At 53.9% G+C, this 19,245-nt stretch carries 18 protein-coding genes and 1 pseudogene; 9 read left to right on the forward strand and 10 right to left on the reverse strand.

Annotated elements, in window-relative coordinates; genetic code table 11:
* Positions 1–52 precede the first annotated feature (52 nt).
* The 4 genes from AC58P5_RS09810 to rnhA all read right to left on the reverse strand — a co-directional run bounded on the left by AC58P5_RS09810 (position 53) and on the right by rnhA (position 4,581).
* A complete protein-coding gene (locus AC58P5_RS09810) occupies positions 53–1,039 on the reverse strand; it encodes an ABC transporter permease (RefSeq protein ID WP_497385948.1) in 987 nt (328 codons plus the stop codon).
* Positions 1,029–2,549, reverse strand: a complete 1,521-nt coding sequence (locus AC58P5_RS09815; RefSeq protein WP_497385949.1) for a sugar ABC transporter ATP-binding protein — start codon at positions 2,547–2,549, stop codon at positions 1,029–1,031. Before AC58P5_RS09815 ends, AC58P5_RS09810 begins: the two co-directional genes overlap by 11 nt.
* Before the next feature lie 72 nt (positions 2,550–2,621).
* The gene (locus AC58P5_RS09820) at positions 2,622–3,734 is read right to left on the reverse strand and encodes a sugar ABC transporter substrate-binding protein (protein WP_497385950.1); all 1,113 of its coding nucleotides are present in this window, start codon (positions 3,732–3,734) and stop codon (positions 2,622–2,624) included.
* Between the two features lie 205 nt (positions 3,735–3,939).
* Positions 3,940–4,581 carry a ribonuclease H gene (rnhA, locus tag AC58P5_RS09825; RefSeq protein ID WP_497385951.1) on the reverse strand — a complete coding sequence of 214 codons (642 nt, stop codon included), beginning with the start codon at positions 4,579–4,581 and terminating at the stop codon, positions 3,940–3,942.
* A 284-nt stretch (positions 4,582–4,865) separates the two neighbouring features.
* Here rnhA and AC58P5_RS09830 point away from each other — a divergent pair, with 284 nt between their 5' ends.
* On the forward strand, positions 4,866–5,093 hold the full coding sequence (locus AC58P5_RS09830; protein ID WP_009673104.1) for an alpha/beta-type small acid-soluble spore protein: 228 nt from the start codon (positions 4,866–4,868) through the stop codon (positions 5,091–5,093).
* A gap of 78 nt (positions 5,094–5,171) precedes the next feature.
* Here the strand turns inward: AC58P5_RS09830 and AC58P5_RS09835 are convergent, their stop codons facing one another.
* A complete protein-coding gene (locus AC58P5_RS09835) occupies positions 5,172–5,534 on the reverse strand; it encodes an O-methyltransferase (protein ID WP_497385952.1) in 363 nt (120 codons plus the stop codon).
* Positions 5,535–5,886: 352 nt separating this feature from the next.
* On the opposite strand from AC58P5_RS09835, the gene AC58P5_RS09840 reads away from it, so the two are divergent.
* Positions 5,887–7,146 carry a methyl-accepting chemotaxis protein gene (locus tag AC58P5_RS09840; protein WP_497385953.1) on the forward strand — a complete coding sequence of 420 codons (1,260 nt, stop codon included), beginning with the start codon at positions 5,887–5,889 and terminating at the stop codon, positions 7,144–7,146.
* Between the two features lie 191 nt (positions 7,147–7,337).
* Here the strand turns inward: AC58P5_RS09840 and AC58P5_RS09845 are convergent, their stop codons facing one another.
* Positions 7,338–9,140 (reverse strand): M3 family oligoendopeptidase, encoded by a 1,803-nt coding sequence (locus tag AC58P5_RS09845; protein ID WP_497385954.1) that lies wholly within the window; start codon positions 9,138–9,140, stop codon positions 7,338–7,340.
* 228 nt (positions 9,141–9,368) lie between these two features.
* Here AC58P5_RS09845 and AC58P5_RS09850 point away from each other — a divergent pair, with 228 nt between their 5' ends.
* The 3 genes from AC58P5_RS09850 to AC58P5_RS09860 are packed head-to-tail and all read left to right on the forward strand — an operon-like array spanning position 9,369 to position 10,940.
* The gene (locus tag AC58P5_RS09850; RefSeq protein ID WP_497385955.1) at positions 9,369–9,545 is read left to right on the forward strand and encodes a YycC family protein; all 177 of its coding nucleotides are present in this window, start codon (positions 9,369–9,371) and stop codon (positions 9,543–9,545) included.
* Positions 9,546–9,549: 4 nt separating this feature from the next.
* Positions 9,550–9,786: a hypothetical protein gene (locus tag AC58P5_RS09855; protein WP_413006781.1), complete on the forward strand. Its 237-nt coding sequence runs from the start codon at positions 9,550–9,552 to the stop codon at positions 9,784–9,786.
* A 38-nt stretch (positions 9,787–9,824) separates the two neighbouring features.
* Complete coding sequence (locus AC58P5_RS09860) at positions 9,825–10,940, forward strand: GGDEF domain-containing protein (protein WP_497385956.1); 1,116 nt, start codon at positions 9,825–9,827, stop codon at positions 10,938–10,940.
* Positions 10,941–11,032: 92 nt separating this feature from the next.
* Here the strand turns inward: AC58P5_RS09860 and AC58P5_RS09865 are convergent, their stop codons facing one another.
* Entirely contained in the window at positions 11,033–11,419 is a 387-nt protein-coding gene (locus AC58P5_RS09865; protein ID WP_326055644.1) for a globin domain-containing protein, read from the reverse strand.
* 343 nt (positions 11,420–11,762) lie between these two features.
* Between AC58P5_RS09865 and ylbJ the strand changes: the two genes are divergently transcribed.
* The 3 genes from ylbJ (at position 11,763) to AC58P5_RS09880 (ending at position 14,781) form a co-directional block, all read left to right on the forward strand.
* On the forward strand, positions 11,763–12,989 hold the full coding sequence (gene ylbJ, locus AC58P5_RS09870) for a sporulation integral membrane protein YlbJ (protein WP_497385957.1): 1,227 nt from the start codon (positions 11,763–11,765) through the stop codon (positions 12,987–12,989).
* A 287-nt stretch (positions 12,990–13,276) separates the two neighbouring features.
* On the forward strand, positions 13,277–13,957 hold the full coding sequence (locus AC58P5_RS09875; protein ID WP_497385958.1) for a PilZ domain-containing protein: 681 nt from the start codon (positions 13,277–13,279) through the stop codon (positions 13,955–13,957).
* Positions 13,958–13,968: 11 nt separating this feature from the next.
* A complete protein-coding gene (locus AC58P5_RS09880) occupies positions 13,969–14,781 on the forward strand; it encodes an NAD kinase (RefSeq protein WP_497385959.1) in 813 nt (270 codons plus the stop codon).
* A gap of 146 nt (positions 14,782–14,927) precedes the next feature.
* On the opposite strand, the pseudogene AC58P5_RS09885 reads toward AC58P5_RS09880, so the two are convergent.
* Positions 14,928–16,463: pseudogene (locus AC58P5_RS09885) on the reverse strand (endonuclease MutS2); the annotation flags it as partial.
* Between the two features lie 475 nt (positions 16,464–16,938).
* On the opposite strand from AC58P5_RS09885, the gene AC58P5_RS09890 reads away from it, so the two are divergent.
* Positions 16,939–17,292 carry a DUF3243 domain-containing protein gene (locus AC58P5_RS09890; RefSeq protein WP_497385960.1) on the forward strand — a complete coding sequence of 118 codons (354 nt, stop codon included), beginning with the start codon at positions 16,939–16,941 and terminating at the stop codon, positions 17,290–17,292.
* A 110-nt stretch (positions 17,293–17,402) separates the two neighbouring features.
* Here AC58P5_RS09890 and AC58P5_RS09895 read toward each other — a convergent pair whose 3' ends face one another.
* Complete coding sequence (locus AC58P5_RS09895) at positions 17,403–18,149, reverse strand: YutD family protein (protein WP_497385961.1); 747 nt, start codon at positions 18,147–18,149, stop codon at positions 17,403–17,405.
* 32 nt (positions 18,150–18,181) lie between these two features.
* Complete coding sequence (gene lipA / locus AC58P5_RS09900; protein ID WP_497385962.1) at positions 18,182–19,078, reverse strand: lipoyl synthase; 897 nt, start codon at positions 19,076–19,078, stop codon at positions 18,182–18,184.
* Positions 19,079–19,245 lie beyond the last annotated feature (167 nt).

A 19,245-nucleotide genomic window follows, 5' to 3' on the forward strand; every position in this document is an offset into this window, starting at 1 on the left:
TCAACAAGAGACCTTGAAGGATTTCCTTCAAGGTCTCTTGTACGTGCCCGCCTTATTGGCGCCGGCGGTTCAAGTGAACGAACGTAACGGCAAGCGCCGCAAGCAGCACGCCCCCTTTGATAATGTCAAAAGAGTAATACGGTACGTTCAGCATCGTCAGACCGTTCAGCAAAATGCCGATCAGCACCGCGCCGAAGAAAGTGCCGATTACATTGGGCTTGCCCGCGCCCAGGACGGAATAGCCCACGAACACGGCCGCCACCGCTTCCATGAGCAGCGGAGCCCCCGCGTCGATCTGGCCCGAACCGATCCGGGCCGCATACAGGATTCCCCCTATCGCGGCGAAGAGCCCCGAGAGCACATAAGCGGCCGTCCGCACCCGGTTCACGCCGATGCCGGACAGTCTGGCGGCTTCGCGGTTGCCGCCCGTAATATACAACTGGCGGCCCCAGCGCGTGTACGTCAGGAAAATATGGACGGCCGCTACCGCGATAATCATCAGGACGACGGGAACCGGCAGGCCGATGATTTTTCCCTGACCCAGCCATTTGAAGCTCTCCGTCACCACGCCTTTAGCCGTCGTACCGTCGGGCATCGGCATGTTGTTGTAGACCGAGAACCCTTTGGTGTACGTCTTGTGCACCCCTGCGATGATATACATAACCGTCAGCGTGGCAAGCAGGTCGGGAATGCGAACCTTCACAATGAGGAAGGCGTTGAGCAGGCCGATTCCGATGCCGATCGCCAGGGGCACCAGCAGGACCACGATCAGGGGCTGCTCGTACCAGACCATCAGTGAAGCAGCCACGACGGTCGTAACGGAAACGGTAGAGCCGACAGACAAATCGAATCCGTCGACAATCTGCGACAAGGTGACACCGATCGCGACAAACGTAACAATGGAAATGGAACGTAAAATATCAAAAATATTATCATAACTTAAGAAGTTCGGGTTCGTAATGGAAAAAAAGACAAAAACCGCGGCGATGACGACAAGCGTCCCGTAGCGGAACGAAACGTCCAATGCTTTATCTTTCAACGTGTTCGGCCTCCCCTGCGCTGGCATAAGATAGAATGGCTTCCGCCGTGGCTTCCTCGCGGCTGAGCTCTCCGGTGATCCGGCCGTAGCTCATCACGAGGATGCGGTCGGCGATCCCCAATATTTCGGCTATTTCGCAGGACAGGTAAATAATGCCCTTGCCTTCCTGCGCCAGCTGTCCGATAAGCCGGAAAATGTCACTCTTCGCGCCGACATCCACGCCCTTCGTCGGCTCATCGAACATGTACACCGCAGCGTCCGTCGGCAGCCATTTGCCTACGGCCACCTTCTGCTGGTTGCCGCCGCTCAGGTGCTTCACCGGCCGGTCCGGCTGGGGCGGCTTCACCCCGAGCTGGCCGATCAGCCGCTCGGCGTGGCCGCGCTCCTCGCGCCTGCGGATGAATCCGCCGGCGCTCAGGCTCCGAAGAATCGGCAGCGACAAGTTGCGCTGGACCGATTCCTCGACAAGCACGCCCTGCTTGCGCCGCTCCTCCGGCACAAGCACCACGCCTGCGCGGACGGCATCCTCCGGCTCATGGAGCCGCAGCCGTCTGCCGCGCAGGGAGACTTCGCCGCCGTCGGCGCGATCGGCTCCGAAGAGCAGCCGGCTCAGCTCGGTTTTGCCGGCGCCGACCAGGCCCACGATGCCGAGGATTTCGCCCTCGCGGAGCGTGAAATCCACCCCGCGCACCTTCGTTCCGCGGCGCAGCCCCCGGACCTCCAGCACCGTCCCGCCCAGGTCGGCCGGCAGCTTGGGAAACTCCTCGGCGAACGTCTTGCCGAGCATCGTTTCAATGATTTCGCCGTGGCTGGAATCCCGGGCGGCCTTCGTCAGCACGCGGCTTCCGTCCCGCATGACCGTGATCCGGTCGCACAGCCGGGTCACTTCCGCAAGCCGGTGCGAAATAAACACGCAGCCGACTCCGTTTGCCTTCAGCCGCTCCATAATCGCGAAAAGCTGCTCCGATTCTTCCAGGCTGAGGGGAGCCGTCGGCTCGTCGAAAATGACGTACTTCGCCGCATGAGCTACCGCCCGGGCGATGAGCACGAGCTGCTTCTGGGCGATGGTCAGCTGCGACGCCTTCAGCTTCACCGGGATGTCCGAGCCTATCGAGGCGAGGATTCTCGCCGCTTCCCGGTTCAGGGTGCCCCAGCGGAGCCAGGCGCTCCCGTGAGCGACGCTGTCCAGCAGCACGTTCTCCGCCACGGTAAGCTCCGGGACAAGCGCCGTATCGACTTCCTGATACACGCAGAAGATCCCCTGGCGCATCGCATCCTTGGGCGTCGAAATCGGCACGGGCTCCCCGTCGATTTCGATCGTTCCCCCGTCGGCCGTGTACGCGCCGGACAAGATTTTCATGAGCGTGCTCTTTCCTGCCCCGTTCGCACCCAGCAGCCCGTGAATTTCGCCGCCCTTTACTTCAAAATCCACTTCCGACAAGGCTTTTACGCCGGGAAATGTTTTGGTTATGCCGTTCATCCGCAGCACGGATAGTGAAGTCGTCGTCATGGTGAACCGTACTCCTCCCCGAACTTTCAAAATCCCATCGTCAACAACCCGATGGGATTTCGCGTGTTCTTCTTATTTGCCCGACTGTTTCTCGGCTTCCTTGAGCCAGTCGGTATAACCCTGCTGGCTGTTGCCCCAGCCTTTCACATACTGGCTGAGTTCCGCCGTCGTTACTTTTTTGTCTTTCGGCAGCTCGTCGCGGGAGACGAATACCGGCTCCAGGACGACTTTCTCCGGAGTCTGATCCCCGTGAAGCTTCTGATACAGATAGCGGACCTGAATGCGTCCGATATCTTTCGGATCGACAGCGGCGGAAGCTGTCCAGGAGCTGTTCGCATCCTGAATGAGCTGAAGGTCCTCGTCGCTCATGTCGATGCCGTACACTTTAATTTCCGTGCGGCCTGCCTGCTGAATGGCGCGCGTTGCGCCTTTGGCGAACTCGTCCCAAGCGGCCCATACGGCCGTAATATCGCCTTTGTTCGGATATTTTTTCAAGATCGCTTCCATTTGCGCCTGCGTATCCAGAGCCGGGTTCTGCGCATTGCCGAACGCAGCGATTTCTTTTATGTCCTTGTTCTTATCCATAAAAGCTTTGTAAGCGATCTGGCGGCTCTCCATCGGAGGGAAACCTGCCACCCACACTTTGACGATGTTGCCCTTGCCTCCGGCGTCTTTACCGAGCTGCTCCAGCGTCAGTTCGGCCAGCTTCTGGTCGTTCTGCTCCAGAGCCACGATGCCGGGTCCTTTGACGTTGGAATCGAACGCGACGATGGGAATTTTCTTCTCCACGGCTTTGTTGATTCCGTTCTGGAGAGCGTCCGGTGTGCCGTGATCGAGCAAAATGCCGTCAAATTTCTGGTTCACGGCCGCGTCGAGGTTGGAGGCCATCTTCGTCAAATCGCCGTCCGCCGGAATCACCGTCACCGTACCGCCAAGCTTGGTAACCTGCTCTTTCACGCCTTCCACGTACTGAGCCGAGAATGTGCCCAGATTCTGACGCATAATCAGCGCCACTTTCTTGCCCGCCAGGGCATTTGCTTTATCACCGCCAGTCGGCGAAGCGCCTGGTGTCTGCGCGGCCGATCCCGTAGTTGTCTCCGTGTTTGCTTTGCCGCATGCCGCCACCAGACCGACGATCAGAATCATCATAGTGAACACATGGACAACTTTGCGTATCCCTTTCATAGTTCCCTCTCCCCCGTTGTTCATTTTCTGTGTAAAAATCTCTTTAATCCAAGTATTCCAGTTGGATTAAGGCATATCATACTGTACGTCCTCCTTTTCGTCAACGAAAATTTTAGGCGCATTTGCGCAGCTTCCGGGACGGCCTTTTTGCGCATAACCAAAAAAAGCTCTCAGCCCGGAGAACGTTCCGGTCTAAGAGCCTGGCTTACTTACGGCCGAAATCGGCCTTGATTTCGCCCCACTTTTTGGTATCCCATTTCACGATTTTATTGGCATATGTGTTGGTGCGGACCCACTCAAGCGCGCGGTCTACCATGGTCCATATTTCCTCGGTCGAAGCGTCCCTAACCAGGTTGGAAGCGACCTCTTTTTTGCGGAGCCAGCTGAGGGCCGTCATCGAATCCGTATAAATGGTTTTGCTGCTTCCCTGCTTCTGCAAATACGCGAGGGCGTGAACGATGGCGAGAAATTCTCCCATATTGTTCGTCCCTTTGGAAATCGGTCCCCTATAAAAGATCACTTCGCCCGTCTTCGTATCCACGCCTTTGTATTCCACGATTCCGGGATTGCCGGAACAGCCCACATCGACGGAAATGCTGTCGTAGTCCACTTCAAGAGGCGCCTCGGACTTGCCGGAAGCCCCGGCTCCCGCGGACTTTTTCTTCGATCCGAAATCGAGCGATTTCTGCCAGCCGCGTTCGAAAGCGGCCCGCGCCTCGGCTTCCGTTGGATACGACTTGTATTTGGCCTGCGGGAACGCATCGGTCTGCTCCTTGCACTGGGCCCAAGTCGAATAAATTCCCGGGGTTCTGCCCACCCATACCACATAAAACTTTTTCTCGGCCATACTTCCCTTCCTTTCCATGCAAAGGGGTCGTTCCGGACAATTTACGAATGTCTGTCCAATCCCCGGCCTATAGTTTATCACAAAATGACGGGGTTCCGCCCCATCATAAAGACCTTCATAAAGACCTTCGTAAAAAACCTCCCTCATGTATGCTTTCGACTTTTTCTTCCTATTTATACACCTCTACCCAGACGCGTTTCGACAAGTTAAAAAATTTTTATAAAGCCATGAGTATTTTTAACAAAACGGTTCATACTACCCATTACCGAAGGAGGTGATATCAAATGGGTGCAGGACAATCCCGCAGCAGCAACACACTGGTTGTTCCACAAGCTAACCAAGCTTTGGACCAGTTGAAATACGAAGTCGCTCAAGAACTGGGCATTCAAATTCCTCAAGACGGTTACTACGGTTACATGGCTACTCGCGACACAGGCGCGATCGGTGGACACATCACTCGCAGACTGGTTCAAATCGCCGAGCAACAGCTGGCAGGTAAATTGGGACGTTAATCGTCTGATTCAAACATACTTAAGCACGACCAAAAAGGTGGCCGAAGCAGCCACCTTTTTGCTTTGTTTTGAATGTCGTTATCCGCGGATGAGGTTGGACATGTTATAGTTCGATTCGAACATGACGCTGGCATACAGCGTTTCTTTTTTTACCGTAAAATCAAACGTAATTTCTCCGTGTGTCCAGTTCACCTTGTACTTCAGGGAGTCCAGCGCCAGCTGCCGGAAAGTTTGCCACTGCGATTCAGCGAGGCCCGTCCCGCTCTTCTGCACAACTCCGTCCCTTCCTTCAAGCGGATTATGCCGGACGCCGAACTTGCCAACCGCATTATTGCGGATCTGCAAAAAGACCGTTCCCGAATTTAACTCGCTTAGTTCCTGACGAAGCTCTTTAAATACAATTTCAACCTGACGTACCAATGAAACCGGTTCAATAATCATGATTTTCCCCCTTTAATGATCTTCTCGAAATTAAGATAATTTGTATATTCTAGGTATGTAGCCACAGTATAAGGTGTCTTTAGAACTAATACAACAAAATTTTACATTATTTTTATTTTTTTCAACCTTATTCTCGCCAAAATCCGCCTAATAGACCTATTTTCTATGTTTTTTTCTATAAAAATTAACTTAAACTTTATCTGATGACCTATGTATACCTATCATTTTTAGGTCTTTACGCTCAATTTTCTTACTTCAAATAAAACTATAGACCCATATAAAACCCGGTGATATAATGGCGGCAGGAAATAGGTTACATTTTGAATTTATTCTGTCTAGAGGAGCGTTATGTATGAAGAACTGGTCTTCTCTCTCCTTCAAAAGCAAGCTGCTGGCCGGCTGCTACGGACTGATCGCCGTTTATTCCGCGGCTCTGCTTCTCCTTCTCCTGCTTCCGGATTTCAACCGCTTGATCGGCTTTATTTTTCTCGCGGTTATGCTGGCTGCAAGTTTTCCATTCGTCCGCTGGTTCGAGAGAGCGCTTACAGGGCCTGTCGAAGACCTTACCCGCGCGGCTCTCAACGTCTCCAAAGGCGATTTCTCCCGCAAGGTGGATGCGACAACGGACGATGCCCTGGGCGATCTCGGACGTTCCTTCAACAGCATGATCGATAAGCTGCGCGGCATTCTGGGCGAAACCGGCGCCATCACGAGACAGGTCGCCGATACGAGCCAAAGCATCTATTCCCAGAACCAGCAGCTCAAGGACGTTCTGCAGCAGGTGACGGTTTCCGCCCAGGAGCTGGCCTCGGGAGCCGGGCAGATTTCGGAAGAAGTCTCCACCATCTCCGTCTCCACCAAAGATATCGAGCAGAAAGTTTCGAACTTTGCGGGATCGACCAAAACGATGAATGCCCGTTCGGAGCAAATGCTGTCGCTTGTCGACAAAGGCCGTGAAGCTGTCGAAATACAGGGACAGGGCATGAAAAGAAATGTCGAAGCTACGGCGCGCGTTTCCGACACGATCCGCACGCTTGCGGAACAAACGGCAGGAATCTCCAAAATCACCAAGGCGATTTCGGAAATTGCCGAACAAACGAATCTTTTGTCGCTGAACGCCTCGATAGAAGCGGCAAGAGCGGGGGAACAGGGACGGGGATTCGCCGTAGTTGCGCAGGAGGTGAGAAAGCTGGCCGAAGAAGCGACGACCCAGACGCGGGAAGTGTTCGGGCTCGTAACGGCCATCGAGTCCGGCATCCGTCAGGCCCTGTCTCATATCGAAGTCAATGAGGAAGCCGTCGGCAGACAGACGGAGCTGATCCGGGATACCGAAGCCGTTTTCTCCGATATTTTTAAAGCCGTCCGCTTTATTTCCGACCGGATCGGAGAATTTGCCGGAGAGAGCGACCATATGCTGGCAGGCGCCCGGCAGATTTCCGCAACGATGGAGAACATTTCGGCGATAACCGAGCAGTCCGCTGCGGGAACGGAGGAAGTGTCCGCTTCGATGAACGAGCAGATCAGCGGCGTTCTTGAGATGGTGAGCCAGTGCGAACAAATGACGCGTTCCGTCAAACAGCTGGAGCAGACGATACAAATTTTTAAATTTTAGGTTAAAGTAAGACTTGGCCGGGCACAAAACCGGGCGCCTATGATACAGCGGCCGTTTAAATGAGACGGCTGCGGAAAGTCATCTTAAGGAACAATTAGTTCCTGCCCGCCGGCGTGTTCACGTAGAAAGAACCTTCGCCTCCACAAATGGTGGATTTGAAGGTTCTTTGGGCTGTAATGAACGGTTTTACTTTACTTCACTTTGCCTTCCGTCAGACGCATGAATTCGTTCACGTCTTCGATAACGGTATCGACCGCGCTCTGCCAGAAATCCGGCTGGGTCAGATCGACGCCGAGGTGCTTATGAGCCAGGTCCTCGACCGTCATGCTGCCGGTATCCCGGAGAAGCGCCGCGTATTTGTCCTCGAACGCGGTTCCTTCTTCGAGCGCGCGCGCATAAATGCCTGCGCTGAACAGGAAGCCGAACGTATACGGGAAGTTGTAGAACGGTACATCCGTCGCGTAGAAGTGCAGTTTCGCCGCCCAGAAATGAGGGTGATAAGCGCTGAGCGAATCGTTGAACGCTTCTTTCTGCGCCTGGACCATCAGCTCGCTGAGGCGGTCTGAGCTTACGAGACCTTTGCGGCGCTCGTCGTAGAAGTTAGTCTCGAAAATAAACCGCGCGTGAATGTTCATGAAGAACGCGACCGCGCGCTGAATTTTGTCTTCCAGCAGGACGATGCGCTCGTCGTCGCTGACAGCCGCTTTTACAGCCGCGTCGGAGACGATCAGCTCCGCGAAGGTGGAAGCCGTCTCCGCCACGTTCATGGCGTATTCCTGGGCCAGCGCCGGCATATCATCCATCAGATACTGATGGAAGCCGTGGCCGAGCTCGTGAGCGAGCGTGGACAGGTTGTTCAGCGTTCCGCTGTAGGTCATGAAAATGCGCGTCTGCTTCGCCAGCGGGAACGACGTACAGAAGCCGCCCGGACGCTTGCCTGCGCGGTCTTCCGCTTCGATCCAGCGGTTCTCGAACGCTTCCGCGGCATAATCCGCCAGACGCGGGCTGAAGTCGCGGAACTGGTCGACAATCAGCTTGGCGCCTTCGTCGTAGCCGACGGTCTTCGTTCCGCCTTCCAGAGGGGCGTCCACATCCGCCCACGCCAGCTTTTCAAGACCCAGCAGTTGTGCTTTGCGGTTCAGATAATCGACGAGCACACTCTTATTGCGGGTGATAACATCCCACATGACATCCAGCGTCTGCTTGCTCATGCGGTTGATTTCAAGCGGTTCTTTATGTACGGAATCCCAGCCGCGCTGCTTGTAAACCTGCAGCCTGAAGCCGGCGATATGGTTGAGTGCCTCTGCCGCAAAATCGGCTTTCTCGGCCCACGCCTCTTCCCACTGGCTGAAAAGCTCGGTGCGCTTCGCAAGCTCAGGCGTATGCAGGCGGTTGAAAGCCTGGCCCGCCGACAGCTCCTGGCGCTCGCCGTTTTCTTCCACCACCATGCGGAACTGGCTCACCGTCGTGTTGTAAAGGTCGTTCCAGCCGTGATAGCCATCAACGGCCAAGTCGCTGATCAGAGCTTCCTGCTCCGGCGGAAGCTTCTCTTTCGCCTGCGCTCTGCGCTCGTTCAGGGAAAACGCGATCTCGCGGAGGCCTTCCTGCTCAAGCAGAGCGCTCCAGACTTCGTCCGGCGTTCCCGTGATAACCGGGTCCAGACGGGTCAGGGATGCCAGGAAATCGGCATAGAGTGTTTTCACTTTACCGCCGAGCTGGACGGCTTTCTTGTCCTTCTGATTATCGGCCACGAGGCAGCCTACGAATGAATCCGCTTCACGGATTCGTTTTAAAATGCCCTGATATTGATCTATTAGCGCCTTAAAGTCAGCCGAATCGCCGGCGGTTTGAGGGGACGACGCTTTCTCGAGACTGGCGCGGAATGCGGCGATATCGCCGTCCAGGTCGTTCAGAAACGAGGCAAACTGGGGAGATTCGCTGCCGCCCGGGAAAAATACGTCCAGATCCCAGGTCTGATTCAACGGTGTATGCATGTGTAATCCACCTTTCCGGTTAGAGGGTAAAGAGCAAATTGACCTACGGTAACATTAAACCATAAACTTCCTTCAAACAAAAGAAGGGTCTTCCGTCTTGTTGTGAGAGGGCCCCTGATAGGATACAGTATGGAGGAGGGACCGTTTATTCACCCAATTGCTTCTTCTAAAGAAATATGATATCAATAGATAAAAAGAACCATTTTTCCCGAAGAAAGGATAGGTCTAATGAAACCCTTGAACATTTCTCCGGACACGGCGGTCAAGCTTGCCAAGCACCTGGGCGTACCGCTCGAGCACCTGATGCACATGCCTCAGCATATTCTGCTGCAAAAGCTGGCCGAGCTCGCTTCGTCCAAGCCCGATGAGGATCCGTCACCGGATTCCGAAAGTGAAACGAAATAAAATGATGCTTCCTTTTAGTCATACATGGCCTTATGAAACCGTTTTGAAAGATATTTATGTAGCCGAGTGCCCGTTCTGCAGCCAATCTAACGTGCTCCTGCCTTTAAGGACTAAAGACTTACTTCCAATCCATGAAGGCAAGAAAAAACTTCTCGTGTTTCCCTGCTGCCGTGAGAAAGTGACGCTGGTAGACACGGATACGGATTATTTGCTCGCGGACCGGCCTTTCAGAAAACGGTAAGACGAGCCATCCATTGCAATAACGAGGAGTGGTTCCGCTTGAGTGAATATCTGGTTGCCCTCACCATTGCTTGTACCCTGGTCACCCTCAGCTATTTGGCGCTGAAAATACAGCGCATGAATTTTTTTGAAAATTATGAAAAAATAGCTTCACCCGTACTGACCGGCCTGGCCTGCATTCTGCTGATGCAGCAGCCGCTTTCGCTGGATACGGGCGCCGTAGACCTGCGCTACCTTCCCGTCGTCATGGCGGGGCTGCGTTACGGGCTCGGCAACGCCCTGTTCTCCACCCTCCTCCCCACGCTCTACTGTTTCCTGACCGTGGAAGATTCCATGTGGGTGATACAAACGCTGCAGAGTCTGATTATCCCGGCTGTTCTCAGTTCGGGCTTTCATCGTTCCGAATTCAGGACCGGCAGCAAGCCGATTCCGATCCGGGCCGGTTTGAAAATCAGCGTGCTCCTGTTCCTGACCCAGGTCGTCATTTACGCGGCCGCGCATACGGGAAGGCACGCGCTGAGCGAATCGTACCCACTGCTGTTTATGTCCGTCGTATCGGCTGTCTCCGTCTGCATTCTGATCGGGATGAGCAACGACGAAAACGCCAAGTGGCTGACCCAGCGCAAGCTCGAGATGAAGGCAAGCCAGGATCTGCTGACGGGGCTTCCGAATCTGAGGAGCTTTTTTGAAATAGCGGGGCGTACGCTCGGCTTCCGTGCGGTTTCCATCTTTATGATCGACATCGACAATTTCAAGCAGTATAACGACTGCTGGGGTCACCTGCAAGGGGATCAGCTTCTCCGGGAAACGGGGCGCCTTCTGAAGAACGCTGTCGCGGAGCATGATTATATCGCCCGCTACGGAGGTGAAGAATTTATCCTGATGAGCACGGAAACCGATCCCGTCAAGCTCCGGGAGTACGCCGAGCAAATCCGGCTTGCCGTTGCGGCTCATCCGTTCGAGCATGCGGAGACGACGCCGGTCACCGTTTCGATCGGCATCTCTGCGGCCGAGGATGCCGCCACCGATTTGCAGCTGCTGATCGACGAAGCGGACCGCGCCCTGTATATCTCCAAAAATACGGGTAAGAATCGGATTACCCTATGCACCGAATCTCCGGAGCCTTCGCTCCTGGAACAACAAAACGCTTATTGAAGTACCATGCGGAAAAGAGCATGCGTGTTTCAATAAGCGTTTTGAAATTATTGGGGGATTAGGGCAGTATTCCTGCAGGACGTGTCCCTCCCTTATTCCTGATTCACGAAATGATAGGCCGGCGCCTGCAGTCTCGCAAGCAGAATTCCCGCCAAATCATCGGGAAGGCCGATTTCCCGGGCAGCCTCGCGCATACAGGACAGCCAGGCATCCGCTCTGTCTCTCGTAACGGGAAAAGGCATATGGCGCGCCCGCATCATCGGATGTCCGTGCTCCATCGTGTAAAGCATGGGCCCGCCGAAAAATTGGGTGAGAAACTGAATTTGTTTCTCCATTACCGGACGGATATCCTCCGGGAAAAGAGGGCCGAGCAGCGGATTCTCCTGCACCTTCGGATAGAAAGCTTCCACCAGCCTGCGCAGGACAGGCTCCCCGCCCATACGCTCGTACAGCGTTGTCGTTGAATCATCGATATTCATGCTGCGGTCATCCTTTGGCAACTATAATCGTCGGCGCTGAACAACCTGCGGACACTGCGCTAAACAGACCTGACTGCTCGGCTCAATATCCTTCCAGATCGTCTTCCGCCGCATTTATAAGGGCTTCCCTTATCACGTAAACAAAAAAGCATACCAACAGTCCAGAAATTACTCCAGCCATAAGTTTCACTCCCACGGTTACAGGATGAAAAACCAGGTTTAGTACCATTGTACCATACTTAAGTTCAACTTCCAGTGTTTTCGAAAAACTAAGTATACGCTTACAAAAAGCATGTTTGCCTACCGCCGCTCATATACGTTAGGGAGGAGGTGTACAAACCCCATGTCGAGGCGTTCCGTCTTTACCCTTATTCCTTTGTGTGTACTGATCATCGGCATCGCTGCGCTTATGGTTGCCTATCCCCGCGAAAGTCTCGCGGCTGCCGTTCAGGGCGTCGCCATCTGGTGGGACGTGCTCTTTCCGGCCTTATTCCCTTTCTTCGTTATTTCCGAGGTGCTTCTCGGATTCGGAATCGTCCATTTCTTCGGAATGATTTTCGATCCCATGATGCGTCCCGTTTTTCGTATACCCGGAATCGGCGGATTCGTGGTGGCCATGGGCTTTGCCTCCGGCTATCCGGTCGGGGCGAAGCTGACTTCGCAGCTCTGGAAGGACAAGCTCGTCAACCGGGAGGAAGGCGAGCGCCTTGTCGCCTTCACGACAAGCTCCGATCCCATCTTCCTCATCGGGGCCGTCTGCGTCGGCTTCTTCCATGACGCATCCCTTGCCGCCGTGGTCGCGACCGCCCATTACGGGAGCGCCCTGCTGGTCGGCTTTCTGATGCGGTTCCATGGAAGAGGGGCGCCTTCGACGCCCGCTCCCCGTGCTGCCGCAGGCAATCGTTCGTCCGTCTGGGCCCGCGCCTTCAAAGCGATGCACAAAGCACGGCTGGAGGACGGGCGGCCTTTCGGCACTTTGCTGGCCCAAGGGGTTCGGAATTCGCTGAACCTGATCTTTCTGCTGGGCAGCCTTGTCGTCTTTTTCTCCGTCGTGCTTGAAATGCTAACCCTAAGCGGTGTCATTCACATGCTCTCCGGGCTGCTGCGCATGTTCCTGAGCGTGCTTCAACTCCCTCCGGCTCTCTCGGATGCGCTGATCGGGGGCACGTTCGAAGTTACGTTAGGCGCCAAAGCGGCCGGCGGTATGAGCGATTCGACCCTGCTCGTATTCAAGACAGCCGCGGCCGCCTTCATTCTTTCCTGGGGAGGGTTATCCGTTCATGCCCAGATCGTGAGCGTCCTGAGCCAGACGAACATGCGTTACGCGCCATTTTTGACGGCCCGCATTCTGCATAGTTTACTCGCTTCGCTGCTCGTGTTCGTACTTTGGAAACCGATGCGTCCAATCGGGGTTCTTCTGGAGAACACCCTGCCTGCCGGAAAATTCGGAATGGACGACGGTACCGGATGGCTGCTGCTTTTTCCGCTCGCGTTCGTTGTCTTCGCCGGTTCTCTGCTTATTTTATTCTCGTTTTATCTTCTTCACTCCTTCCTGAAACGATCTGTTTGAAAGAATATTCTGTCAATTTATCTTATGAACCGGCCTTGCAAAAAGTGAATCATAAATCCGCTGCTCCGGTAGCCTCCCCGCCTCGTAAGAAACCTCAGCCTGCAGCGCAGAAATGGCGAATTATGGGTGTCCGGGCCAATATCCACCCCCGTCCCTGCTTTTTCCGTTAAAGCTTTACAGGGTCTAAGCATTGTGTTATCGGCCGTAATTGATTATTATGAGAAAAGAAGGTTCGTTATGAATGAGTGTACCTAATCTGGATGCCGCCGCATGGAACCATGGTGATAATGATGAATTGGACGTATGCGCTGACCCAACATATTCTCGTGCCGAAAACGGAATGCAAGCTGATCATTGTCGGAGAAACCGCCGATGGTCAGCCCTTTTGCTTGGAAACCCGCGTGTTTTTGCGCGAAGCCGGCTTGGATTTTTTTTCGGTGCATGTATATTTTGATCTCGCCAATCCGCTTGATAAGCTGGAGCAGGTTTCTTTTATCGAATTCTCTTTCCAGGATCAGGGGATCAACTACTATTCTTTTGTCGATCTTGTACAGCTTGACCCGGGAGTCTCCTCTTGCGTGCTGAAGCTCGTCTCTCCGCAGGAGCTGTACTCCTATCAAAACCGCAGGCACTGCAGGAAGCCTCTGCCTCCGCACACGGACGCCACGTGCCGTGTAATTGGTGCCCGGCAGCGTTCCGCCGAGGAAACGCCCTCCTTTAAAGGGCGGCTTCTGGAAATCAGCCGGAGCGGCACTTCTATGATCACTCCGCACAGGATGGTCGAATCCCTAATGTTGGAATTATCCTTCCATTTGCCTGAAGTTGAAGCTCCGCTTCTCCTAATAGGCGAGGTTCGGAGCAGCACGCCCTTCAGCAGCGATTCTTATCGCGTCGGCATTGAATTTCATGACGTTCCGCTTTCGTCATTGAATCTCATTGATACCTATTGCGAACAAACATCTTCTTAGGAGGAACCGTGTTGAAATATTTCTTAGTGCAGCGTCAAGATGATGTATCCGCCGGCCTGGCCCGCCGTTTTCACGAATTGGCCGGACAATACGGCATGGAGCTCGACGAGCAGGAACCCGAGGTTGTTGTATCCATAGGCGGGGACGGCACTATGCTGATCGCCTTCCATCAATTTACGGATAAGCTGGACCGTATTTCTTTTGTGGGCATTCATACCGGGCATCTCGGTTTCTTTGCCGACTGGAAACCCGATCAGCTTGATTACCTTGTAGAGCTTATGCATAACGGAGAAATCAATCAGGACATGCGCATTGTTCAATACCCTATTCTGGAAATTGAGATTCACTCTTCCCAAGGTGTGGAGCAGCGTCTGGCTCTTAATGAATTCACGTTAAAAGGCATCGAGAACACGCTTGTCGCCCAGGTAGACATCAACGATGAAATGTTCGAGATGTTCCGCGGAGACGGCATTTGCGTGTCCACTCCATCGGGCAGCACCGCTTACAACAAAAGTCTGGGCGGCGCCATCGTGCATCCGTCTCTGGCCGCGATTCAGATTGCCGAAATCGCATCCATCAATAATCGCGTCTACCGGACGCTCGGGTCGCCGATGCTGCTTCCGATGCACCACCACTGCGACATTTATCCCAAATCGAAGCACCCGGTTTACCTGGCGTTCGATTATCAGTATGTGCAGCGCAGCGATGTGGAATCGATCCGGTGCCGGGTGAGTCCGAATCTGAAGGTGAAATTCGCCCGCTACCGCCCGTTCCCGTTCTGGAACCGGGTCCGCGAAGCGTTCATCGGCCAAGAATTTCAATAATGCTTTTGGCGGGCTCCTTGGCCCAGGAAATAGAGAACGGGACGTTTCCGGCAAGCTTAAGCTGCCGAGACGTCCCGTTTTTTTGTTAAGTGGGGTTGCGGGTTACGGTTCACCCACTCCCCTCACTCAGTTTTCCCTTGATCCTCAAGCCTGCCGATTCCCTCCGACGCGATTTCGCGCGATCGTTCTATAATCCCTTCCGGCATTCCCAGCTTCTGTGCAATCAGGAAAGCATAGCTCCGGCCGGCCTCCCCTATACGCAGCCGGTAGAGGGGCTGAAGCGTTGCCGGATCAAACTCCATCCGGGCATTCTCAAAACCGTCCGCCGCTTCGGCAAATTTTTTAATTTCGTTAAAATGGGTCGTAACCGCTACCGTCGCGCCCCTCCGCTGAAGTTCCTCTAAAATAGCCACCGACAGGGCGACTCCTTCACCGGGGTCGGTTCCCGCCGCCATTTCATCGATAAGGACCAGCGTCGAACGGTCTGCGCTCTCTAAGATCTCCATCATGTTGCGGATATGAGCCGAAAACGTACTGAGGTTATTTTCAAGACTTTGACCGTCGCCGATGTCCACGGCTATTTGCGTGAATACCGCCAAGGTACTTCCTTCCGCAGCCGGCACGAGCAGACCGGATTGAGCCATCAGCGTCAGAAGCCCGACGGTTTTGAGCGTGAGCGTTTTCCCGCCCGTATTGGGGCCGGTTATGATCAGAGAGTTGTAGGCTTCTCCGATGGCAAAATGCAGGGGCACCATCCGGTTTCCAAGCAGTGGATGCCGCGCGTCGCGGAGGTCGATTTTACCCTCCCCGCTTAATTTCACGTTCGCCCCCCCGATTTCCAGAGCGTACTTCGCTTTTGCAAACAGAAAATCATAAATACCGACCTGCTCGACGTTATTGCGAAAAGCATCCCTGTTCTCTTCCATCACGGCCGTTAATCCGCTCAAAATTTTCATTTCTTCGTCGGCTTCCTCCCTTCGGAGAGAAGAAAGCTGGCTTTGAAGCTCCACAATCTCATGAGGCTCCATATACACGGTTTGGCCGCTTGCCGACTCATCCAGTACCGAGCCCTTTACCAGCTTCCGGTGTTCCTTTTTGATGGGCAGCACATAGTGCCCTCCCCGCATGCTGATCAGGTTTTCCTGCATAACCGACCGGTATCTGTTAGCCAGAGAAGCCAGCTTGCTTTTAAGCCGCTCTTCGGCGGTTGCCGTCTTTTTGCGGATTTTCAAAAGCTCCTTGCTCGCCGTATCCAGAATCGCTCCGCTGCGGATACATCGTTCGATTTCCGCCTGAAGCTCGGGGAGGTCGTTCATACCGGCCGCGTACATGTTTACGAGCGGAGCGGCTTGCGCGTGAGACCTCATATAGCGGATAAGCTGGGTGCAGCTGTACAGAAACTGTCCGATATCGGAAAAATTCCGCTCACTGAATATATAGCCCGAACCGAGCAAATCCAGGATGTCCCGTATGCCTTCCAAGGAGGGGATCGGAGCTCCCCGCCCTTGCTCCAGCAGCTTCTTGGCTTGCTCCGTCTCGTCGAGACGGGTGCGGATTTCCTCTTTCCGGGTCATGGGCATCATATTCTCGACCCGCTCTTTTCCCAAATAAGAAAGGGCATATTCCGTCAGATGCTGTTTAATGGACTCGTAATTCAACCGTTTAAACGTGTTTGGATTCATGAGTGGTCTTTCTCTCCTTTTAATGGGTAATAAAAAAAGACGAAGAATGAGCATGCTCATTCTCCGCCTCTTCAGAAACCGGCTTTACGAGAGCTAACTAAAAAAACCGTGCTTTTAAGAAAGCACGGAATAAGCTCAAAGCCGGGTATGCACCTGGGGCGATGATTGATTTCCGCTGTTCTTAACTAATCCGCTGGAATCCGTTACGCACAGCTAAATAAACATCGCCTTGAGCGACATTTAGCCTGTACGGTACGTGATCGAACTCCGGTTATGGAATTGTTTAGTTAAGAACGGACACCGACATCAAAATTTCCCCTTTTGTAAGAAGTTACCTCTTATTATAGCCAACGCTCCGGGGCCGAGTCAATACGAGTTCCGCCCGGAAAAAAAACCAGGACCGATTCAAGCTGGAAACGTGAGGGTAAGGATGTCTTGTAACATTATACTAACCTTATACAAGGAGGCGTTAACGATGACAGAACAAAATCATATGGTCGATAAAAACGGAACTTTGGATACAGGTAAAGTGAATGATGTCATGAATCGCATGGATGCAGGTGAAAAGGATCAGATTCTCAAAAACTTTGAAGAGTTTAAATCCTATCTGGGCAGCCGCGTACACTTGGGCGAAAGCATCGGTCTTGGTGAAGAGCAGCTTGCGAAAACGGCCGAGAAGGTAGCAGGCTACCTGGCGACTCATGAGGAGCCTCGCAATGCGGAAGAAAATCTGCTCAGAGAGCTCTGGAATGTAGGCCGCGACGAAGAGCGCCATATGCTCGCCCACATGCTGGTCCGCCTGGCTCAAAAAGCGAACAAAGCAAACTGATTACTGCCCGTCAAGCCCTTTCCTGAAGGGCACACACATAAAAACCCTCTGTTTGTCCTTATGCGCATAAGGACAAACAGAGGGTTTTGCTTTGCTCCTGTAAACCGGTATTATTCGGAAGATTCCGGACCGGCAGGCGGAGCCGGATTTTCGACAGCTTGGGAAGGCTTAGGACGGTTGTTGTTCTGGTTGTTGTTCTGGTTGTTGTTCTGGTTGTTGTTCTGCCCTTGGCCGCCGCCCTGACGTTGATTGTGCGGCTTGCCGTCGGCTGAACGCTCACCGCGCTGCTGATCCCCGCGTGGCTGTCTGGGCGGACGCTGCTTGCCCTGCTTCTGAGAAACCTGGGCATCCGGACGGCTGCCGTCCTGCTGGCGCTGGGGGCGGTTCGAAGAACCCCTCTGCTCCTGCCGGGATTCCCTTGCCTCCTGCTTATGGTCGGCACGCGCTTCACGGGTATCGCTTTTGCCATCACGGGACTCCTGCTTGGCTTCCGCTCTGGAAGTCCCCGGTCCCTGATGTCTGGAAGACTTGGAAGTTCCCTCCGCGGCAGCTTCTTCCTCTGTTTGTTCGGGCGGGGTATGCTTGCCCGGGAGCTTTTCAAGAATAAAATAAGCGCATCCGAAGTTGCAATATTCGTTCAAATAATCCTGAAGATAGACAATCGAAGATTCCTTGGCGGCTTTGCTGTGATTCTCACGAAAAAAACCTCTGAGGCGCAGCTGATTGTATCCCCAGTCCCCCACTATATAATCGTAGCGTTCGAGCACTTCGCTGTAACGGTCCCGGAAAACTTCCTGATTCCAACCGTTCCGGTGTTCGGTGACCAGCTCGTACGCTCTGCCTCCGATATGAATCATGTCCCAATTCCTCCCCTGTATCCCGGCGTCGGTTACGGAGCGGACGTCTGTGAGGCCGATCGAACCTGCTCATGTGCATGGTACGAGCTGCGGACGAGCGGTCCGGATTCCACATGCTTGAATCCGCGCTTCATTCCTTCTTCCTTCAACAGAGCGAACTGCTCCGGCGTATAATATTTTTCTACGGCCAAATGTTTTCTGGTCGGCTGCAAGTATTGTCCGATCGTCATAATGTCGCAGTCGTGACGGCGCAGATCGTCCATGGTCCGCAGGATTTCATCCCACTCCTCGCCAACCCCGATCATGATGCTGGACTTCGTCGGAATGTCCGGGTTCATCTTCTTCGCCCGGGCCAGCAGCTCAAGGGAGCGGCTGTATTTGGCTTTGGCCCGGACGTGATCGGACATGCGCTCAACAGTCTCGATGTTGTGGTTCAGAATGTCGGGTTTCGCGTCCATCACGATCTGCAAGGAAGCTTCATCGCCCATAAAATCGGGAATCAGCACTTCCACGCTGCAGAACGGCACTTTGCTCCGCACGGCACGGATCGTCTCGGCGAAAATCGTCGCTCCGCCGTCTTTCAGATCATCGCGCGCAACGGACGTCACAACACAGTGCTTGAGCCCCATCTGAGCGGCGGCGTCTGCTACGCGTTCCGGCTCCTGAAGATCGAGCTCGGTCGGCAGGCCGGTTTTAACGGCGCAAAAACGGCAGGCGCGGGTACAAATGTCCCCGAGGATCATGAAAGTGGCCGTACGGTTCGCCCAGCATTCGTGAATGTTGGGGCACTTCGCTTCTTCACATACCGTGTGGAGCGTTTTGGAACGCATCATGTTTTTCAAATCTTTAAAGTTATCGTCGGTGTTCAGTTTTATTTTCAGCCATTCCGGCTTACGCTGTAACGGTTTAGTTGCCATTGCTTGCTCCACCTTTTGTTCGCAAGGGTTGTAAGGCCTTGCGTTTTTCTTGTAACGTTCCCGATCCGAATACTTGCCAATTCATTCAACACAAGAAACCTGACGGAAGCCGGGCTTTTTTTATTATAGCACGAATGTACAAACAATCCACGCCGCTTTTCTTCACTTCCGGCCGGGCA

The sequence above is a fragment of the Paenibacillus sp. JT31N7 genome (assembly GCF_059692095.1).

Coding starts and splice junctions, on each gene's coding strand:
- AC58P5_RS09815 (WP_497385949.1), bottom strand. CDS start 2,549: ATGACGACGACTTCACTATCCGTGCTGCGGATGAACGGCATAACCAAA.
- AC58P5_RS09820 (WP_497385950.1), bottom strand. CDS start 3,734: ATGAAAGGGATACGCAAAGTTGTCCATGTGTTCACTATGATGATTCTG.
- rnhA (WP_497385951.1), bottom strand. CDS start 4,581: ATGGCCGAGAAAAAGTTTTATGTGGTATGGGTGGGCAGAACCCCGGGA.
- AC58P5_RS09830 (WP_009673104.1), top strand. CDS start 4,866: ATGGGTGCAGGACAATCCCGCAGCAGCAACACACTGGTTGTTCCACAA.
- AC58P5_RS09835 (WP_497385952.1), bottom strand. CDS start 5,534: ATGATTATTGAACCGGTTTCATTGGTACGTCAGGTTGAAATTGTATTT.
- AC58P5_RS09840 (WP_497385953.1), top strand. CDS start 5,887: ATGAAGAACTGGTCTTCTCTCTCCTTCAAAAGCAAGCTGCTGGCCGGC.
- AC58P5_RS09845 (WP_497385954.1), bottom strand. CDS start 9,140: ATGCATACACCGTTGAATCAGACCTGGGATCTGGACGTATTTTTCCCG.
- AC58P5_RS09850 (WP_497385955.1), top strand. CDS start 9,369: ATGAAACCCTTGAACATTTCTCCGGACACGGCGGTCAAGCTTGCCAAG.
- AC58P5_RS09855 (WP_413006781.1), top strand. CDS start 9,550: ATGCTTCCTTTTAGTCATACATGGCCTTATGAAACCGTTTTGAAAGAT.
- AC58P5_RS09865 (WP_326055644.1), bottom strand. CDS start 11,419: ATGAATATCGATGATTCAACGACAACGCTGTACGAGCGTATGGGCGGG.
- ylbJ (WP_497385957.1), top strand. CDS start 11,763: ATGTCGAGGCGTTCCGTCTTTACCCTTATTCCTTTGTGTGTACTGATC.
- AC58P5_RS09875 (WP_497385958.1), top strand. CDS start 13,277: ATGATGAATTGGACGTATGCGCTGACCCAACATATTCTCGTGCCGAAA.
- AC58P5_RS09890 (WP_497385960.1), top strand. CDS start 16,939: ATGACAGAACAAAATCATATGGTCGATAAAAACGGAACTTTGGATACA.
- AC58P5_RS09895 (WP_497385961.1), bottom strand. CDS start 18,149: ATGATTCATATCGGAGGCAGAGCGTACGAGCTGGTCACCGAACACCGG.